15 protein-coding genes and 2 rRNA genes are annotated in these 17,985 nt (G+C 36.8%); 11 read left to right on the top strand and 6 right to left on the bottom strand.

Annotated elements, in window-relative coordinates; translation table 11 throughout:
• The 4 genes from ACMT7R_RS14405 to ACMT7R_RS14390 form a co-directional block, all read left to right on the top strand.
• Positions 1-69 (top strand): 16S ribosomal RNA (locus tag ACMT7R_RS14405); the annotation flags it as partial.
• Between the two features lie 782 nt (positions 70-851).
• Positions 852-3,809: ribosomal RNA gene (locus ACMT7R_RS14400) — 23S ribosomal RNA — on the top strand.
• Between the two features lie 210 nt (positions 3,810-4,019).
• Positions 4,020-4,847, top strand: a complete 828-nt coding sequence (locus ACMT7R_RS14395; RefSeq protein WP_415312648.1) for an alpha/beta fold hydrolase — start codon at positions 4,020-4,022, stop codon at positions 4,845-4,847.
• Between the two features lie 55 nt (positions 4,848-4,902).
• Positions 4,903-5,220 carry an AbrB/MazE/SpoVT family DNA-binding domain-containing protein gene (locus tag ACMT7R_RS14390; RefSeq protein WP_415312647.1) on the top strand — a complete coding sequence of 106 codons (318 nt, stop codon included), beginning with the start codon at positions 4,903-4,905 and terminating at the stop codon, positions 5,218-5,220.
• A gap of 1 nt (position 5,221) precedes the next feature.
• Here ACMT7R_RS14390 and phaC read toward each other — a convergent pair whose 3' ends face one another.
• From phaC to ACMT7R_RS14375, 3 genes are all read right to left on the bottom strand, one after another.
• Positions 5,222-6,295 (bottom strand): class III poly(R)-hydroxyalkanoic acid synthase subunit PhaC, encoded by a 1,074-nt coding sequence (gene phaC / locus ACMT7R_RS14385; RefSeq protein WP_415312645.1) that lies wholly within the window; start codon positions 6,293-6,295, stop codon positions 5,222-5,224.
• On the bottom strand, positions 6,288-6,869 hold the full coding sequence (locus ACMT7R_RS14380; RefSeq protein WP_415312644.1) for a hypothetical protein: 582 nt from the start codon (positions 6,867-6,869) through the stop codon (positions 6,288-6,290). Before ACMT7R_RS14380 ends, phaC begins: the two co-directional genes overlap by 8 nt.
• A gap of 925 nt (positions 6,870-7,794) precedes the next feature.
• Positions 7,795-8,058 (bottom strand): hypothetical protein, encoded by a 264-nt coding sequence (locus ACMT7R_RS14375; RefSeq protein WP_415312643.1) that lies wholly within the window; start codon positions 8,056-8,058, stop codon positions 7,795-7,797.
• 736 nt (positions 8,059-8,794) lie between these two features.
• On the opposite strand from ACMT7R_RS14375, the gene ACMT7R_RS14370 reads away from it, so the two are divergent.
• Positions 8,795-8,923 (top strand): hypothetical protein, encoded by a 129-nt coding sequence (locus ACMT7R_RS14370; RefSeq protein WP_415312642.1) that lies wholly within the window; start codon positions 8,795-8,797, stop codon positions 8,921-8,923.
• 273 nt (positions 8,924-9,196) lie between these two features.
• Entirely contained in the window at positions 9,197-10,090 is an 894-nt protein-coding gene (gene uvsE / locus ACMT7R_RS14365) for a UV DNA damage repair endonuclease UvsE (protein ID WP_415312641.1), read from the top strand.
• A gap of 131 nt (positions 10,091-10,221) precedes the next feature.
• On the opposite strand, the gene ACMT7R_RS14360 is transcribed toward uvsE, so the two are convergent.
• Positions 10,222-10,932, bottom strand: a complete 711-nt coding sequence (locus ACMT7R_RS14360; protein WP_415312640.1) for a hypothetical protein — start codon at positions 10,930-10,932, stop codon at positions 10,222-10,224.
• 134 nt (positions 10,933-11,066) lie between these two features.
• Entirely contained in the window at positions 11,067-11,564 is a 498-nt protein-coding gene (locus ACMT7R_RS14355) for a hypothetical protein (protein ID WP_415312639.1), read from the bottom strand.
• A gap of 270 nt (positions 11,565-11,834) precedes the next feature.
• Between ACMT7R_RS14355 and ACMT7R_RS14350 the strand changes: the two genes are divergently transcribed.
• From ACMT7R_RS14350 to ACMT7R_RS14335, 4 genes are all read left to right on the top strand, one after another.
• A complete protein-coding gene (locus ACMT7R_RS14350) occupies positions 11,835-12,764 on the top strand; it encodes an ABC transporter permease (RefSeq protein ID WP_415312638.1) in 930 nt (309 codons plus the stop codon).
• A 156-nt stretch (positions 12,765-12,920) separates the two neighbouring features.
• Positions 12,921-13,280, top strand: coding sequence for a hypothetical protein (locus ACMT7R_RS14345; RefSeq protein ID WP_415312637.1), 360 nt, complete (start codon positions 12,921-12,923; stop codon positions 13,278-13,280).
• Between the two features lie 279 nt (positions 13,281-13,559).
• Complete coding sequence (locus ACMT7R_RS14340; RefSeq protein ID WP_415312656.1) at positions 13,560-14,081, top strand: ABC transporter substrate-binding protein; 522 nt, start codon at positions 13,560-13,562, stop codon at positions 14,079-14,081.
• Positions 14,082-14,380: 299 nt separating this feature from the next.
• A complete protein-coding gene (locus ACMT7R_RS14335) occupies positions 14,381-15,559 on the top strand; it encodes an ABC transporter substrate-binding protein (protein WP_415312636.1) in 1,179 nt (392 codons plus the stop codon).
• Between the two features lie 153 nt (positions 15,560-15,712).
• On the opposite strand, the gene ACMT7R_RS14330 is transcribed toward ACMT7R_RS14335, so the two are convergent.
• Positions 15,713-16,099 carry a hypothetical protein gene (locus tag ACMT7R_RS14330; protein WP_415312635.1) on the bottom strand — a complete coding sequence of 129 codons (387 nt, stop codon included), beginning with the start codon at positions 16,097-16,099 and terminating at the stop codon, positions 15,713-15,715.
• A 140-nt stretch (positions 16,100-16,239) separates the two neighbouring features.
• Here ACMT7R_RS14330 and ACMT7R_RS14325 point away from each other — a divergent pair, with 140 nt between their 5' ends.
• Positions 16,240-17,904 (top strand): hypothetical protein, encoded by a 1,665-nt coding sequence (locus ACMT7R_RS14325; RefSeq protein ID WP_415312634.1) that lies wholly within the window; start codon positions 16,240-16,242, stop codon positions 17,902-17,904.
• Positions 17,905-17,985: the final 81 nt, after the last annotated feature.

Below are 17,985 nucleotides of genomic sequence, written 5' to 3'. Positions count from 1 at the left end.
TGGGGTCAGCAACGAGGGAGAAGTCGTAACAAGGTGGCCGTAGGGGAACCTGCGGCCGGATCACCTCCTTAGATATAATATTGTGTAGATTAGGGTAGCGGGTTAGAAGATTGCAAGGTCTTCTAATCTGCGAGACTATTTATACAATAATTTTATACTAACAAAATCAAATAAATAATAAATAATCCAACAATTCCTTCATTTTTCACACGTATGTTGATTGAAAAACTAACTATCAATTGCTTGATTGATCTAACGATTGATCGATTGATCGATTGAAGAACTATATATGTGCACGATTATTCTGATATTGTGACATCTGTGTAAATATCACAAAATAGTATATCATCATCATAATTATCATCTATCTGATCAATTCCTGATAAAAAAATAGTAACAGTGTCAGCAAACACAAAAAAAAGTAAGTAGGTAATAATAACAACCGGATGCAATTCTTTGTCAAAACGTCGACTGACGCGAGGAGTGAAAGAAAAAAAAGTGCGACTGACAAAGGATGAAGTTGATGTAGTAAGCGTGAGTTTACAATGATCATCGTGTATAGGAAAAACTCCAATTAAAAAGATGAAAACATAGAATATAGAACTAGAATAACTATTCGCGTAATAATGGAATAGATTTTGTAGTAAATATATTGTAACTGGTTATTGTAGTGCAAACAGCAAACAAAATATAGATTATCAAACTGACAGACAGAAATACACATACATACATACATACATACATACATACACTCGATAAAAAACAAGAATTAGACTTCTACCACAAGTGGAACGAACGAAATAATATAATCATCATCATTAGACTAGATCAATCAAATAAAAAAATATACTGGACTGGTGCAAAGACGCCGATTGGTGGATGACTCGGCTTGGTAAGCGATGAAGGACGTGGCAAGCTGCGATAAGCCTGGGTTAGGTGCATGCGACCGACGACCCCGGGATTTCCGAATGAGGTCTCTCTATACACTCCCTTGCTTCTTTTAGCTTGGGAGAGCGAACCGTCCGAAGTGAAGCATCTGAGTAGGACGAGGAAAAGAAATCAATTGAGATTCCGTTAGTAGCGGCGAGCGAAAGCGGAATAGCCCAAACTGAATCTGTTACGGTAACGTAATAGAGATGTGGTGTTACGGGTATGGCGTATAGGATCCTGTAATCACAGCTAAAGTGTACTGGAAAGTACCGGAATAGAGGGTGATACCCCCGTAGGCGAACGAAAGCAGGATTCTGCCATATTCAGAGTAGCTGGCCTTGGCAGTGGCCAGTGAAGATGGGTGAAAGTAGCATCCAAGGCTAAATATTCACCAAGACCGATAGAATACTAGTACCGTGAGGGAAAGTTGAAAAGTACCCCGGAAGGGGGGTTAAAAGCGCCTGAAACCAATCGGTTACAGACGTGTATGGCTCGAAAGGAATTCTAGAGTCATACGTTCCGTCTAGAAACACGGGCCAGGGAGATTGCTGTCATGGCGAGCTTAACCTTTAACAGAGGGAAGGCAAAGGGAAACCGAATTTGCGCATTTTTTCTTTTGAAAAAAGAGGCAATGGATCTGAAAGGGTCTTGAGTCATGGCAGTAAGGCTAGAAACCGGACGATCTAGTCCTGGATAAGACGAAGGTGAGCGAAAGCTCGCTGGAGGTCTGCAAGGGTCCTGACGTGCAAATCGGTCCCCTGATCTGGGATTAGGGGTCAAAAACCAATCTAGTCCGGTGATTGCTAGTTCCCACCGAAGTGGATCGCAGTCCTGCCTTAGTTGAGATTGCTTGTACTGTAGAGCACCGATCGGGCGGTAAGGGCTCGAAAGAGCTCGCCATCCATTCGAACTCCGAATGTGCAAGCGTCGTAGAAACTAGGAGGCGGGTTTATGTGGGGTAAGCCTCATAACCGAGAGGGGGACAACCCAGACTAAAGTTAAGGTCCCCAAATGTCTACTAAGTGTCAAACCAAAGGGTGTTTTCGAGCAAAGACAGCAGGAAGGTAGGCTCAGAAGCAGCCACCCTTCAAAGAGTGCGTAACAGCTCACCTGCCGAGCTCGAAAGCCCCGAAAATGTACGGGGCTCAAGTAGACTACCGATACTTTAGACCACCGACGATGTCGGTGCGTGGTAGGTGGGCGTAGTGTTTGGGTAGAAGCTGGGCTGTAAAGTCCAGTGGACCGAACTACTAGTGCAGATCCTGGTGGTAGTAACAGCAAAGCCGGGTGAGAATCTCGGCGACCGCATGGGCAAGGGTTTCCCGGCAATGCGTCATCAGCCGGGAGTTAGCCGGTCCTAAAAACAACCTCAACAGAATTGTTTGAATGGGAAACTGGTTAATATTCCAGTGCCTTGAAAGTTCGTTATACCTTTTTTGTCGCTTCCGGATAGGGTAAGCAGAACCGTCGTTCTGTCCAAGTATTCGAGCCTTGAGGAGTGCCGTAATGGCGAGAATTGAGGCGAGATGCGAATGGCCTTTCGCAAGAAGGGTTTACTTGATTCCAGGAGACAATGAAAGCAGAAATAGGAAGATACTTTCAAGACCGTACCGAGATCCGACACTGGTGCCCTGGATGAGAAGTCTAAGGTCTATCGGGTATACCGTATGGCAAGGGAACTCGGCAAAATCACTCCGTACCTATGGTATAAGGAGTGCCTGCAGTTTTTACGAGGAGTAGGGACTGCAGGTCGCAGTGACTAGGGGGTCCCGACTGTTTAATAAAAACACAGGTGGTCGCTAGTCCGAAAGGATGTGTATGGCCTCTGTATCCTGGCCAGTGGCGGTACCTAAAACCTGGGTTCAACTGGGCTAAGGGCCGCTAAACGCCGGGAGTAACTCTGACTCTCTTAAGGTAGCCAAATGCCTTGTCGGGTAAGTTCCGACGTGCATGAATGGAACAACGAGGGCCCCGCTGTCCCTGCCTACAACCCGGTGAAGCCACATAACGGGGACGAACAGTCCTCGAACCTCTGTCGGGGAGAGAAGACCCTGTGGAGCTTTACTGCAGCCTGTTGTTGCGATATGGTTGCAAATGCAGAGAGTAGCTGGGAGCCGTTAAGGTCAGTTCTCCGGGACTGACATAGGCAAAAGTGTAACACCAGCCATTTGTTACCGTATCGCTAACCTGTTTATCAGGGACATCGGCAGGTGGGCAGTTCGGCTGGGGCGGCACCCCCTTGAAAATGTATCGAGGGGGCCCAAAGATTGGCTCAGGCGGGACAGAACTCCGCCGGTGAGGGCAAAGCCAAAAGCCAGTCTGACTGGATTCCCAATGATACGGGATTCAGAGGCGAAAGCCGGGCTTAGCAATCCATCATGTCCTCACTATTGGGGGCTGGTGGTGACAGAAAAGTTACCCTAGGGATAACAGGCTCGTCGCGGGCGAGAGCTCCCATCGACCCCGCGGTTTGGTACCTCGATGTCGGCTCTTCCCATCCTGGTTCTGCAGCAGGAGCCAAGGGTGGGGCTGCTCGCCCATTAAAGGGGAACGTGAGCTGGGTTTAGACCGTCGTGAGACAGGTCGGTCTCTGCCTGACAGGGGCGTGGTTGTCTGAGGGGAAGTTGCCCCTAGTACGAGAGGAACAGGGCAGCGCAGCCTCTGGTTTATCAGTTGTCCGACAGGGCAAGCTGAGCAGCTAAGCTGTTTAGGATAACTCCTGAAAGCATCTAAGGAGGAAGCCTTTCCCGAGAAAAGACAACCTTCCGTAAGGAGAAGGGCGGCCATAGAAGATGGCGTTGATGGAATGGAGGTGTAATTATCAAGCCTTCGGGCGAGGTATTCAGCCTGCCATCACCAATAGCCCAACGCACCTGAATCAAGTTAGCTTTTTTCACTTCAATGTTGCTATCAGATACGGTATTTTTTACTCAGGCTTATTCCATGCGTAAAGAATTGTTATTTTAAATTGTATTTTATGAAAAATTTTTTTGATGGAGTTTTATCTTATAATTTTCCTATGGATAATATCATTCTTTTTGATTATTATATATATTAGACATATTCAGTATACATTACTATTCATTGATATGAGCCTAGTTTTCAATCAGCAGAATATAGACAAAGGAAAAATGGAATTTGTTGAGATACTAGGATACAATATTCGTTGTTTAAGATTCGAAAAGAAAGGTGCAAACAAGACATTGATTTTGCTACATGGATTGGGTGCATCGATAGAAAGATGGTCGGAATTATGGCCCTTTCTACGAGAATATAATGTTATAATATTGGATCTCATCGGATTTGGTTATAGCGAGAAACCGCTGATCGAATACACAATAGATTTCTTCGTTAAATTTCTAGAAGATTTCTTTACGAAACTAAAGATTAACAACCCCATAATAATTGGGTCTTCATTTGGAGGTCAGCTAGTATTAGAATATAGCTTAAAAAACAGAGACTTTTTTGAAAAGATAATTCTAGTATCTCCTGCAGGTACTTTAGAAAGGCCAACATACGTTCTAAGTCAATATATCTTCTCTGGTTTATACCCCACTTTTGAAAACGTACAAAACGCCTTTCAAATGATGGCCAATAATCCTAATTACCATGTAGATGAAAATACAGTAAAAGATTATATCAATAGAATGAGGCTTCCTAACTCCAAGTATGCATTAATTTCTACTCTACTTGCCATGCGGAGGGATCAAACATTGCAAGAAAGACTGGTTGAAATTGCCATTCCTACTCTTGTTATTTGGGGAAGTGAAGACACTACTATACCCGTTGAAAACTTGGAATATTTCAAACAAATGCCCATAGTGGAGACGCATATAATGGAGGGATGTGGCCATACACCTTATGTTGAAAAGCCAAAAGAATTTTACGAGATAGTCAAGAAATTTATAGAATCCTGAGTGACAAAAAAATTTACAACATTAAAATAATGAACTAACAAATATTGAATATATAATGAGCAACGATAATGAAAGTGACATTAGTGATAGCAATAATAGCGTGAAAAAAACCATCGAAAAAACAGCTGAATTCCAGCAGGACATGATGAGGCAATTTTCTAATTTTCAATATAATGCTTTTCAAAACATGTTCTCATCACTTCAAGGATTCACCAATTATAATGCCATGTTCAAAACGAACGTGCAAAGTGGAGGTAGGATATCAATACCTGAGGCAGAAAGGCAAGCTTTGGGGATTGAAGAGGGGGACCTGGTTCAAGTGATTATAATTCCTTTGGCAAGAAAACAAAAATCAACTAATAAAAATCATTAGTCTAGTGGATTTTTATCCAATTGCCTACTTTTGGCAAAACTACGTTTTGCGAATATCCGCTAGCAATTAAACCAACATGACCAGTTGAAAACCTCATTAAATTTGTGTCAGTGCTTGATACAAGACTGTTTAATGATACACTACATTCAGGCGAAACCAGATGATCCTGGTCGGCTACCAAATTTAACAAAGGAACCCTAACATTGGCCAAGTTGATTCTATTTTCTCCTATTACTAATTTGTTTTTGGAAAACAAATTTTTCTGATAAATGTCTTTGATCCATTGTCTGAAGGTTTCACCTGCAATTGGTGGCGTGTCGTAAAGCCATTTTTCTACTCTCAAAAAGTTTTGAATGAAATTTTCATCTTTTAAATTTTCAAACAAATTCAAATACTTGTTCACTCCCTGTTTGAAAGGTTTTAGAGATGCATAGCAGCTATATAGGAGTTCGTACGGAAAGTTTTCATAATGAGATAATACTTTATCGATATCCATATGTTGAGCCATATTTTTTATTACAGTTTTGTCTTTCTCCGTATCTACAACTGGTGCTATAGTAATCAAATTTTTAACATTTTTCTGATGCAAAGATGTGTAAATTAGCGACATCGTTGCACCCATACAATATCCCTGTAGGGAAACCTTATCGATGTTCTCAATATTTTTTACCAATTCAACACATTCGTATATAAATAAATTAACATAGTCATCAATTGTGGTAAATTTATCAAATTTTCCTGGTGATTTCCAATCGATTAAATAAACATTGATACCCTGATCCAAAAGATTTTTGACCCAACTCTTGTTTGGCTGCAGATCGAGAATATAAGATTTGTTAATTAGCGCGTAGACTATTAACAACGGGTATTTATAAGCGCGTTCTTTCCTGGATTTATAATGTAATAACCTATACAAGTTAGTTTCCTTAATAATTTCATATTCGGTGGTTCCTGTTTCTATTTTTTCAATGTCTGACAAAAGTCTTTTCATTTCAGACATTTTATGGAAATTTTCGGGTTTATTTACAAATTTAATGCATTCATTAACATAATAATCTATGATAGTCTTAGTCATCTTTTTTCTCATTTAATTTATTTCTAATTTCAAGCGAAATTTTCTTTATTTCATATAGATTATTGAATAATAAATCTTTTTCTTCCTTTGATAACGATTGTCTACTTAAAAAAGGAATTGACGCATCAAAGAATTTTTGATAGCTATGGTTCAGATCGATAATAATATTTACAAGGTTGTTATAATTTACAGAAAAATCATCAGATTCGAACATTGTTGAAAAGACCTCTTCAAAAGAATCTATTATATGCTTCCTAATGTCCTCTGATTCTTTGTTCTGAATACCCTTAGAAACCTTTTCTAAAGCGAGAAAGTAGGAGTTGATCATCTGAGTCAAATATTTGTTTAAGAAAATTTGATAATTAATCAAAACATTTCCATATTCTCTCATGTTATTCATGTTAATTTGAGGGTCATTTAATAGCGAAATGAAGGGGCCAATGGTCGAAATTTTGTTTAGTTCCGTCAACTGACGATAAAAATTTTCAAAGATACTGACGAACTTTTCATTTACAAAGGGCTCTTTAGTTGGTTCGCCGTTTTCTTTATTCCGAGTTTCATCATTTTCTAGCAATTATGATTTCACCTCATTTTTGTGACCATGCTTCTCGCAACTAATAAGATTTACTTTGTTCCTAATGCCTTTAGTAAAGATTACAGTAGATATTAACTTTCTCAATAAAAATTCCGGGTTTCTTGGTGGGTTATTTGGTGAATTAGCATGGCAACTTTTAGTAGGACAACTTGGTTCAGTAAATTATCTACAATATAAGTTTCATGCTCTCATATACTGTGATTCAGTTCAAGACCCCCGATAATCAACAAAGTTAAGCAATTACAGTGTTTCGTTAAATCTCTAGGTCCGAATAAGCGGGCTCAGCCTTTCGTGGAAGAAAAGCTCGTAATGGAGGTAAACGCATACCTGATCCAACAGTTGTATATAAACAAATTGATCTATGTATAGAATATATATGGTTAATTATTAGTAGTCTTGTGATACATGTATCACTATCCTTATTAAATAAGAAGTAATAAGAGCGCCCATGTATATAATAATACTATTATTCCATTTAAATAAGAATTAAGGCATTGAGGATAATATGCATTTTTAATATATTTGCTAATTATGTTTATGCAAAAAACACTCTAGTGGGTATTATCTGACAATCCGCGCGATTCATTGCCATTGACATCGAGTTCCTGCGCAAACTCCTCTCCTGTTGATTTTATCATTTTTCCGCTTAACATTCCGTGTATCTCTTCAAGTTTTTCAATATAGAGCAAAATCCTAGTATGTCAAATAACTATATTCCTGCAAACGTTTGAATTGGGTTATTTACTACCTTAACCACAATTTTAACGACTTCTAGATCAAGTCTAGAATCTTGTTCGGCTGAATTGCAATATTAGACCTTAGTTCAAGCATCTGAGTTACTCCTGACTTTTTTTTCTCCAAAAGCCTACATTTAGGTATCTGGTTAAAAAAGCTTGTATCAAACTCAACACTCTAGGTTTCGCTTTTGGTACTCATATAATACCTTTACCGTTAGGAAAATTTCAGTTGTTTTATCCTGCGTCCAATTAATTCCATAGTAATTGAATACATTGTCCAAAGAAGTGACCGTATTCCACACCTTGTATTTCGATTGGATATCTAAATTCAAATACCAGTTTCCTGCTCTTTCATCTATTTTCAGATCAACAAAAATTTTATCTTTAATCGAGCTATCTGTGGAAACTACAGTATAATGAGGATGTCTCAATTTTTAGATATCATCCATTGGAATTGGCCTAGTGTTTTTTTTATTTTTGTTGACAGATAATCTCATATACCGAACAATTTTATAAGGAACTCGGATTCAAATTTTGGTGAGGGTCCGTAGCTCAGCATGGATAGAGCGCCTGCCTTCTATCATTATTCCAAGTCTGGAAGAAAGCCGGAAGTCGAGGGATCGAAGCCCTTCGGGCCCGTATTCCTTTGTTTTGTCAAAAGAGACTAAGTTTTTGTTGTTATTGTAAAGTCAGAATATGGTCATGCACAAAAACCTCCTCCTACGTATGGATATTCTCGCACTAACATGATCATAATATTTCATTTGAGGTAGATTAAGGAGATTTTCTTTGTATTGAATGGAACATTAGTTAGTTATTTTTCAACCATGCCTCGCTGAATTTGAGATTCCAATGTTTGCCACGATGCAATTTAATTCAAAATTTTTGAACGTCTGTTAACGTAAAACTGAAATAAATGCATCTTTTTGTTACAGAGGTAATTTTCAAAATGAATTCAAAAATCAATCGAATTCGCAAACAAGACATTCTGAGGTATGGCAGAATTTGTTATCCAGAATTTCTGAAACTTAAAGGGTCAAGGTCGATATGTTTTACAGAACGACAAATTAAGCTAGATGTATATTAAACAAATAATGTTTCTATTATTTGATAAAGTAAAGATGAATAATTTCGACATTTATTGGATAGGGTGATGCCAAGCAGATAATGAGTGTCATAATAAATTTGCATGATGTATTAGTTGATGGTAACATAAATCTTAATTTGGTTCATGACATGTTTGAGCCAAAAGAACATGGATATTCAAAAAACACGAAACTAACACGCTGGAGCTAATGGACTGATCAAAAGAACCTCATGAACAAAATACTGACTCAATCAATCTGTATGGCAAATTATACAAGTATTAAATATATTATTAAAATGGTAAAAAAGTGTCTTCATATAATCATCACCAGAGTATTTCCATTCACAACTCCGGAACATATGAAAGCAAGAATTAACCCCTCATCACCAATGGTTCTCAAACAATTATGATTGTAAATAAAAAAACATTAATGTCTAGTCAAAAACATATCTACAGCCTCACTTTGACAATTTTTTTGAACTATGAAAATCGGATATCCCTGTATTAATCAGTCTATCGGCAAAAAGTCGATTTCGACATTCAGGTTGCGGTCGTATTCAGAAGCCAAAGTTAAAGAATGTATCGAATACAACTTGAATTGTCTACATGAAATCCTCTGCTACAATATCGATCATGGACTTTATTTTTTCAGGATAAGCTCAGATATTATTCCTTTCGCGTCTCACCCGATTTTTCAATTTCAATGGAAAGATATCTTTTCAAAACAGCTTAATCAGTTAGGGCATCTAATCAAGGAAAACGATATTAGGATTACGATGCATCCGGATCAATTTGTCTTAATTAATTCACCAAATCCTTCGATAATTGATAATAGTATAAAGGAATTAGATTATCAATCAGGTTTTTTGGATGAACTTGGTTTGGGTAGTACAGCAAAAATTCAGATTCATGTCGGTGGTGTTTACCAAAACAAAGAAGAATCAATCAAAAGATTCATTAAAACATATACGACCTCACTTTCCAACAAGATTAAGTCGAGATTAGTCATCGAAAACGATGACTTTCGGTTTGATTTAATGGATTGCTTAAGAATTAACAAGGAAATCGACATTCCAGTAATTTTTGATACTTTACATAACGAATGTTTAGGTCAAATTCAGGTCGGTGATGCTATTAAATTAGCAGCCCAAACCTGGAATAGAGAAGATGGAATCTTAATGGTAGACTACAGTCATCAAGAACCAAATTCTAGAAAGGGTAAGCATTCTAACACTCTGAACCATGACTTGTTTGAGAAATTTATTTCCAATACAAAAGGTTTGGATTTTGATATAATGCTGGAGATCAAAGATAAAGAGAAGAGCGCCACCCAAGCAAGATTATTGCTTGACCGAATAAAGACCAAACATAATTGATTTATTTTAATCACAAAATCATAAGAAAATTACTTTGAATACGCGCGAGGTTGTTTGTCATCTCGAAAATCAATTATTATGGAAGTTAGGACCTACTTTTGAGCTGTTGTAGTAAAGCCAATATATTGATCCTATTTGTACTTTAGTGTCTCATAGCCTACAATCCTTTTTCTTTCTATCCTTTCTGATCCAAATAAGTATTGTTGGTATCTTCTGCTCTTTAGGATATATTCAGTAGTGCGTAATTTATCATCATTATAAAGAGTTATCCCCTCAATCTCTGATGTGTATTTAGCGGTTGTAAAATTTCTACTTGTGTTACGGACATCAATTAAATTACTATGAATTGAGGAATAACGAAGTCTCCCCGGTTTATAAAATAGTCTCTCATTATACCTTTCAACCGTAACGTCCTGTCTTTCAAATTGTTGGTCAAACATTTTGATACCATAAACCTCAGGAGATGAATCCAAACCGAATTCGGAATATTCCTTTTGAAATATTATTTTTTCTAGATTGTTTCTAAAGATATTGCCATCAAATCTAGCATATTCATCAGAATCTATTACTATTAAGAAATCTAATCCATAGGAATGTGCAATTTCCAAATATTTGTTTCTTTTCTCTATTTCTGTAAGATTAGGAAAACAATAATATTTTGCATTAGGAAAGGATTCAACTACTTCCTTTGAGCCATCAATACTAATATCATAAAATTCATCAAAATCTTTAAACCTGCCATCTATTGCTATTATTAGATCAACATATGGCGCCACAGAATTTAAACATCTTTGCAATCCTCTTGCGTCATCAAAAAATACAGTTCCTGCCCCCACTCTCATTAGTCTAGAGTAAATTGATACATCTAATATTGATAACTAATCAACATGGTAAAATAGGAACTAAATGAGTCAATTTCTTAACTGAATCCAATTGGTATTGAACATTTGAATAGGTGACTATAGCATTTTAAAGGTCATTTTGATTTAAAGAGGTGAACTGAACGCACACTCAAATTTATGACAAAGAGAAAGATCGCCCAAGCAGAGAGCGAAGCAATCATAGATGCTTGGTAGGGCTCCACTAATTCAAAAGACAGTAATTCATAATGTATCAAGACCTTTGAAACAGAAAATACAATTTCTGAAATAGTAAAAGCTGTTATTAATTTCTTTATGTCACTTTTTATTACATTAAAATCCTTTTCTCCTGTTATGGGATCAAAATATCTAGGTTTATTATCAGAATAAAAGAGAAAGCCAAAAATCGGTAAATAAATACAATATTCAATAGCGAGGGTGACAATTGAGTTTGAAAAGCTGTTACTGTCCAAATATGAATAAAATTGGGTAAAAGCTGCCCCGCCAAAAAAAGCAAAAATTCCAGAAATTATTATATCTTTATTAAATAATATATAATCTCTATATTTTTGATAGAATTTTTTGACAGTCAAATGACTTTTACCTGAACTCACTGAGAGAAGTTATTTTCGAATTATTAAGTTTAAGTCTTTTATTGTTTATTGCAGACGTTTAACAAACGTATCAGAAAGCTAAACTATAGTGGTTTCAATAGTGGTAACAAATCAATCTAGGAAATCGAAAATATTTTCAAAGTATATATTAATGCCCATTCGATGACTGTATTTTATTGACTTAGGAGCAAATGTGATCAGAGGTAGGAGTTTTATTTAATAATCGAACAAAATTGATATACGGGCGATCTACTAGTATTAAAGATTTCCTTGAATGCACACTCTGCGGACAACAATGACCATGATTTTAAGGACAAGGTTGATCCTGCGGTTGGACCCAACGTAATAGAAGAATCGGATTTCATTTCGGTTGAAAAAAGTAGACAGAAAAAGAAGAGTTCTGTAAGAAGCAGAGTCAAAATAGAGGAGATCTCTAACACTATTTTATTTATAGCCGTTTTTATAGGTATTTGGCAAATAGCTTATTTAAGTGGATTTTGGCCCAAGGTATCGTTACCTTCACCCATAATGGTGGCAGAATCATTCTATGGTCTTATTCAAGACAATACATTGTTAGTAAGTATTGGAATTACACTTTATAGACTATTGATTGGATTTGCAGCATCTATTGCCATTGGTGTTGGTGTGGGACTTGCAATGGTAAAGTTTACTGGGTTTGGTAAAACAATGAGCTCATTCGCAATAGGACTGCAGTCATTTCCTAGTGTTGCTTGGGTACCTTTTGCCATACTGCTTATTGGTCTAAATGACATAGGAATTTTATTTGTAGTTATTATGAGTTCCGTATTTTCAGTCATGATGTCAGCATATAGCGGCATAAGAAATATACCCCCCATTTATCTAAAGGCCGCACGAAACATGGGAGCCAAGGGTTTTTCTTTATTTAGGTATTTGATGATCCCAGCAGCCACACCCGCATTGATAATAGGGATCAAACAAGCTTGGTCTTTTGCATGGCACGCTCTCGTGGGAGCTGAAATCCTAATGGCCGCGTCTATAGGAATAGGACACATATTATTGATAGGAAGGGAATTTCAACTAATGGATCAGATAATCGCATCCATGATCACCATTTTTGCTTTAGGAATGATATTCGATAAGGTAATATTTGCTAAATTAGAAGATAAGGTCAGAGAAAAGTGGGGGTTGAGACAGGAGCAGGATATAGAGAACAAATAAGTTGACTGATGGGGCACCCGTCGAATCAAGCTCTACGTTGAAAACCACCGACCATGTCAATCAGGGAATCTGGGTATGCAAAATTTTCATGCATTCAACATTTTTTGCCTATTTCAAATTACTAATAGATAGTAGGTGGGCCAGATCAAATATTCCATGGATTCTAAAGTAAAATTAAGTATTTCTTTTGCCATAATTCTTGCAGTAATAGTATCATCAAATTCTAGTATTAATTGGTCAGTCTTTTCTGGTCTAAACTCAAATACAGACCCACTGACTGGACACGACAGTGATTCGGAATCAAATTCCTTAAGTCTTGGATATTTTCCTAATGTTAATCACGCTCAAGCAATTATAGGAATCGGAACAGGAAATTTTAGCACTGCAATAAATAACTCGGACGAAAACAGTAATTTCACCATAAACGCTCGCGTTTTTTATTCTAACCCTTCGGTTGTAGATGCCTTATATTCAGGTACAGGTAGATGTGGCTTATGTAGCGACCTAATTCTATAATCGATGGATTAATTCTATCTGGTCCAGAAGAATTACGAATTATTTCCGGCGTATCAAGCGGTGGTGCTTCGTTCGTTGTAAGAAACGACTCGGGTATAAATTCAGTCAGTGATTTAGGCGGGAAAAAGTTTGCTTCACCACAATTAGGTAACACTCAGGATGTGGCATTAAGAAAATACTTGGTTGATAATGGTTTTAACACGGTTGAAAATGGAGGAGATGTTACGGTAGTAGCACTAAATCCTGGTGATATAATATCCCAATTTCAGAAGTAAGAGCATAGATGGCGCCTGGGTTCCCGAACCCATTACAACTATTCTAAAACAACAATCAAATGGAAAAATTCTTGTGGATGAAAGAGATTTGTGGCCTAATGGTAAATTTGTTACTGGCAACATCATCGTTAGGACAGACTATTTAAGAGATAACCCTGATGTGATCAAAAGGTTACTTCAAGCACATGTAGACGAAACATTGTGGATTAATGAAAAATTACTTCAATCTAATGATACCAAAGCTGATGAGAAGAATGTGTCTGCTCTTACGTCAGCCTTCAATCAAAGTTTAAAAAATTTAACTGGTAAGACTTTTCCAGATGTTCAATTGGCTGAAGCTTTGTCGAGAATTGAATTCACCACCGATCCTCTTTCTGATTCCCTCTTAAAGATTGCCGATGACACAGACGAATTTGGATATATTAAGAAAGGGGTAAATTGGGATGGAGATCTACAAAAGTTATATGATTTCACTTTATTAAACGAGGTGTTAAGTGAAAAAGGATTGCAAACCATAAAAAGCTAATTTTTTAAGATCTGTATACTTTTTTGCTAATTATCAATAATCTGCAATACCTCTGAATGTCCTTTTGTAACACCTTGAACTGGTTATTTTAACAATGTTCCAATTATTTACACATAGCTATGACCCTAAATAAACTCATAAAACGAGGATCCGAAATTTCTTTTAAGTCATCTGATTAAAGTGGCAGTGGACATTTGTATAATTTTCCCTATTACAATTTATGTGCCTAAATTACATAGTTTCATGAAAAATTGCACATTGAAAATGAATAATAAATAACTTTATGACATTGGTAAGCAATGAATCAAAAATTTAAAGAATCACTTTTCAAAGGTTCTAGAGATCATCAACATAAAAGAAGATCTCTTTCAGTTGCAATTGTAATGATTATAACTGCAGCAACTTTAATTTCTGCACCTATTTCCGTAGCAGGTGCACAAACTGCAGCAAATTCTCAAAAGACACTTAGAATAGGATATTTTCCAAATATTACTCATTCGCAAGCAGTGATTGGACTAAATAATGGCGATTTTCAAAAAACTTTAGGAGAAAATGTGAGTGTTGAAACCGTTAGATTTAACGCAGGTCCATCTGCCATAGAGTCGTTGCTAGCAGATAGAATAGATGTAACCTATATAGGCCCCAATCCAGCAATTAATGGATATTTACTTTCAAATGGAGAAGACGTTAGAGTAATATCAGGAGCTTCAAGCGGTGGTGCTTCGTTCGTTGTAAGAAACGACTCGGGTATAAATTCAGTCAGTGATTTAGGCGGGAAAAAGTTTGCTTCACCACAATTAGGTAACACTCAGGATGTGGCATTAAGAAAATACTTGGTAGAAAATGGTTTTAACACGGTTGACAAAGGCGGGAATGTAACACTTCTTCCAATAGCAAACGCTGATATTCTAACAGTTTTCCTTAAGGGAGAAATTGATGGTGCATGGGTACCTGAACCATGGGCAACTAGGTTGGTTCAGGAAGCTGATGGTAAAGTATTTCTTGATGAAAGAGATTTGTGGCCTAATGGTAAATTTGTTACTGGCAACATCATCGTTAGGACAGACTATTTAAGAGATAACCCTGATGTGATCAAAAGGTTACTTCAAGCACATGTAGACGAAACATTGTGGATAAACAAGGATATGACAGATGCCGTTAAGGAGTTTAACACTCAGCTCGATAGAATAACAGGTCAAAAAATTGATCCACAAGTACTTAGTAATGCATATTCAAATTTGGAAATAACTTATGATCCACTAAAACTAACACTGTACAAGAGTGCCAATGACGCATATGACCTTGGGTTTATTGAAAAAGGGAAGGAAAGACCAAACCTATCAGGAATTTACGACACAAAGTTATTAGATGAAGTGCTTGCTGAGAAAGGGCTCCCACTGATTGATGGGGAAGATAGAGGAGCTACCTCTACCAATAGAACATCTGGAGGAGATGCTGTAGCAGACATAGTGGCATAGTGATTTATCTATCTTTTTTCTGGCAATATTCTAAATGATTTTCTTTGCGACAACTAAGAGCCAGTTTGAATACTTTCAATATTTATTCAAGTTTGTATTATAGGTTTCAACTTCGACAGTCATGACCAAATCCAGAGAGAGAAGGAGCGTTATTTAGATTAAAGGCGTCTCTAGTTTGATATCTTCTAATTCTGCAATATCTGTTGAATTTTGAGACTCAGCTGCCAATGTAGAATTTTGTTGTAAGAGATCGTCGTCGGTATTGGCTGTATTAGAAGGACTATCTTGATGCTCTGAGTCGTCGTCGGTATTGGCTGTATTAGAAGGACTATCTTGATGCTCTGAGCTTTGGCTTTTATCGTCACTATTTATTTCCTCCAATGTTTTATCGAAATTTCGGCTCAGGGAACTAAATACGCCTTCATTATTTTGATCAGTTACCTCATAGGACAAAACGAGAAAGTTGTCAGACACCGAAAATATTAATAGTAATCCAATAGAGGCTGTAGATAAGATTGTTGGAAATCCTTGTAGTACCAATTATACTTGACTTTTATATATAAAGGAATTTGAGATATATTTGTTAAGGAAATTTTATTAGTAAAATTCTTACATAATTATTTCCTGGAACAAATCAAATCATACCAAAAAATTATAATCGATAAAATAATAGTCAGAGTGTGAGGTTGTTTTTCGCTGTATCCGTAGCACTTGTTCTATTGATCTTAATAAACTCATTATCGAGCACCGATTTTTTCATCTTTATCGAGGGTAGCCTCTTACCAAAAATTTTTCACAACGATCACGAAGATTTTTTTGGTTTTTCATTTAGCACTGTTGACGGACAAGAAACCGAACGAAAATTTATTTCCGGTTTTAGTACGGGAAGTTATCCAGTAGGGATTACATTTAATCCATTTACGAATAAGATATATGTTGCAAATCAGTATTCCAATACTGTTTCGGTCTTTGACGCAAAGACAGACAAGTTAATCAAGACTATTCCTACGGGTATTTTTCCATATAGTGTTGATACAAATCAATTTAACAATAGAATTTATGTAACAAATAGAGGTTCTGAAGATATAACTGTAATTGATGGTTCCACGGACTCGGTAATCGACAATATCACAGTAGGAAGATCCCCAGTTCAGGTTTCAGTTGATCCGTCAAGCAGTTGGGTATATGTTACTAACATTGATTCGAATTCTATTTCAGTAATTGATGGAATTACAAATGAAGTAATTAGGACAATAAATGGGATAAATGCCCCCTATGGAATTGCAGTTAATCCGCTATCAAATAAGATATACGTTTCAAACATTGCTAATTCAACATTAACCGTTATCAACGAAGACAATAATAGTTTCATAAAAAACATCAATGTACAAAGGGCACCAGCTGGTATTGATATAAATGAGAAAAAAAATCTAATTTATGTTTCCAATTACGGGTCTGATTCGATCTCTATAATCAACGGCAGTGATGACACAGTTATATCTAATCTGCCTGTGGGAAAGTCCCCGGTAGGATTGAAAGTAAATCCAATTCTAGGTAAATTATATGTTAGTAATATAGCCTCCAACTCTGTTAGTATAATAAATGAATCAAATTTCAAGAAGGTTAAGGATATTGAGGTTAACCCATCTTCTATAACTGAGCGAGCAGAGTATCCTTATGCACTACCCACAAACATCAAGTTTCCACTCATAGCTAGTTTCATTGCAGTTAATCCAATCACCAATTTGACATACGTTACCAATACTGCTTCCAACACTCTATCTCTAATTGATGGAGAAACTGATGATAGTATAGTAAGGATAGGGTTTGAAACCCGACCCGATAATTCTGGATTCATAGAATGCAATGGAGTTAAAAACCTTAATCAAAATACAACTACAGTTCCGACTAACGTAGAAGCAACCTGCAAAGCTGTTCCAGAGAGAGGGTTTTCGTTTGATTCTTGGTCTGGACTAGTCTTTGGTTCCTCAAATCCGATTGAATTTAGGGCATCTGAATACGGAAATATTATTGCGCATTTTAGACCAACTTTGTCAACGGAGCAGTATATCTTTCTAATAGGAGGTATTACAGGAATGTCTTCTGTATTATTAGGATGGTTTTTCAAAGGAGGTCAGAGAAGAAAATTCAACAAGCTAATCCAAGTAACAAACAAGGCAATTGAAGATGCTGATGTAGGTGATAAAACAGAAAGTATAATCAAGTTGGAAAACCTCAGAAGGGATATCTTCAATACATATAGAAGAGGATCTTTAACAGATTTCCAGTTTGATTTTCTAGATAAGCGCTTGATAAGTTATATAAACAAGATTAGTAAGTTGTAGACTCGACTTGCAAATGTGGAAGGATTCAGTTATTAGGCTACCTCTGGATGTTTGGAGCCTACGATTCTATTTAACATCTGT

This window comes from Candidatus Nitrosocosmicus sp. FF01, from assembly GCF_047711275.1.
In the GTDB taxonomy this organism is placed as follows: domain Archaea; phylum Thermoproteota; class Nitrososphaeria; order Nitrososphaerales; family Nitrososphaeraceae; genus Nitrosocosmicus.
Note: the sequence above shows the minus strand (reverse complement) of the source record. Positions and strands in the feature narration are given on the sequence as shown.